The following is a 2,036-nucleotide window of genomic DNA, read 5'->3' as shown; positions in this document are numbered from 1 at the left end:
ATTTCATTTTTTGAGTATAAAAAGAAGTTTGATTTTTTACAAAATGAGATTAGAAATGGTAATACATACCTTTTAAATCTAACTTCTAAAACAAAAATTGAAACAAATTTTACACTTGATGAAATTTATGAAAAAGTAAATGCACGATTTAAATTAAGATATCAAAATAAAAATGACAACTTTGTTTGTTTTTCTCCTGAAAGATTTGTAGAAATTAAAAAAAATAAGATTTATACATATCCTATGAAGGGAACTATTGATGCAAAAATACCAAATGCACAAGCTAAAATTTTAGGCGATATAAAAGAGATGGCTGAACATACAATGGTTGTGGATTTACTAAGAAATGATTTAGGAATTGTATCAACAAAAGTTAAAGTAGAGAAATTTAGATATATTGAAAAAATAAATGCAGGTAATAAAAAGTTATTGCAAGTAAGTTCTAAAATTTCAGGTCATTTAGAAGAAAACTGGAATAAAAGAATTGGAACAATTTTAACATCAATGCTTCCTGCTGGTTCAATAACTGGAACACCAAAGAAAAAAACTATTGAGATTTTAAAAGATTGTGAAAATTATGATAGAGATTTTTATACTGGTATTTTTGGTGTTTTTGATGGAACTTCACTTGATACTGCTGTAATGATTAGATTTATTGAGCAAAATAAAACTAAAGAACAATTTTATAAAAGTGGTGGTGGAATTACTTGTGATTCTGATGTTAATTTAGAATATCAAGAACTTATTGATAAAATTTACTTACCTTTTTAAAAATTATTTTAATCCTTCTTTTTTCCTACAATTTATTTGTATACTTTTTTCTATTAAAAATAAAGGAAAAATATGAAAAATACAGTCTTATTATTAATTGATTTTCAAAACGATTACTTCCCAAGTTTTGATGGTGCCAAATGGAAATTAGAAGGTACAGAACTTGCAGCTTCTAATGCTTTAAAATTATTAGAAAAGTTTAGAAAAGAATCAATGAATATTGTTCATGTTAAACATGAATTTTTAAATGAAGATGCAGCTTTTTTTACTCAAAATTCAACTGGTGCTAAAATACATAATACTCTTCTTCCAAAAGAGGGTGAGTTTGAAGTTTTAAAAAATGAAGTTAATTCTTTTAAAAATACAAATTTAAAAGAGATTTTAGATAAATTGCAAGCGCAAAATATTATAATTGTTGGTGCAATGACACATATTTGCATAGATGCAGTTGTTAGAGCATCTAGTGATTATGGTTATAATTGTTTTGTTGCACATGATGCTTGTGCTACACATGATTTAGAATTTAATGATATTGTAATTCCTGCAAAAATGGTTCATGCCTCATTTATGGCTTCTTTAGAGTTTGCATATGCAAAAGTAGAAACTACAGATTCAATATTAGAACTTTTATAAGGTTTTTTAAATGCAGTTAGATGATTTATTAGTTTTATATGTAAATGAAAATTATACAAATACAAGTAAAGATGATATTCATAAAGTAAATACTGTTTTAGAAAAAACAGTTCAAAAAGTTATTTATGCTTCTACTGCTGAAGAATCTATGAACCAATATAAAGAACACTCTCCTTGCTTAATCATAATTGATAGCGATTTTAAAGACAATCTTTTTGTTGAGTTTTTACAAGAAATTAGAAAGGATGATATAAAGACTGCATTTATCATCCTTACTAAAAATACAAAAAATGATTATCTTCTTGATTTAATGGAATTATATTTAACAAAATATATAATCAAACCTTTTACTAAAGAGTTATTAACTTCATCACTAGCAAAAGCAATGGAAATTATTGAAAGAAGAATTTATAGTAATGTAAAACTTGCAAAGGGAGTCTTTTTTAATTTTCAAACTCAAAGCATAATAAAAGATGATAAATCTTATATCCTAACTAAAAAAGAGAGTTTACTTATAAACTTATTTATTAAAAATCCAAATAGAATTATCACTTATGAAGAGATAGAATATAATATTTGGAATAATCAAGTATCAAATGGTGCTTTTAAATCATTGATTAGAGATTTACGAA

General features: G+C 24.7%; 3 protein-coding genes. All 3 read left to right on the top strand.

The window, feature by feature from the left end:
* Positions 1 to 771 (top strand): aminodeoxychorismate synthase component I (locus ACERKK_RS13030; RefSeq protein WP_373773506.1); only part of this gene is annotated, 771 nt, incomplete at its 5' end.
* Positions 772 to 843: 72 nt separating this feature from the next.
* Complete coding sequence (locus tag ACERKK_RS13025) at positions 844 to 1,404, top strand: cysteine hydrolase family protein (protein WP_373773505.1); 561 nt, start codon at positions 844 to 846, stop codon at positions 1,402 to 1,404.
* Positions 1,405 to 1,414: 10 nt separating this feature from the next.
* Positions 1,415 to 2,036 (top strand): response regulator transcription factor (locus ACERKK_RS13020; RefSeq protein WP_373773504.1); only part of this gene is annotated, 622 nt, incomplete at its 3' end.

It is taken from the genome of Poseidonibacter sp., from assembly GCF_041821165.1.
GTDB lineage: Bacteria > Campylobacterota > Campylobacteria > Campylobacterales > Arcobacteraceae > Poseidonibacter.
This window is presented reverse-complemented; position numbering and strand designations above follow the sequence as displayed.

Excerpts from the sequence above, each read along its gene's own strand:
- ACERKK_RS13025 (WP_373773505.1), top strand. The coding sequence starts at position 844 with ATGAAAAATACAGTCTTATTATTAATTGATTTTCAAAACGATTACTTC.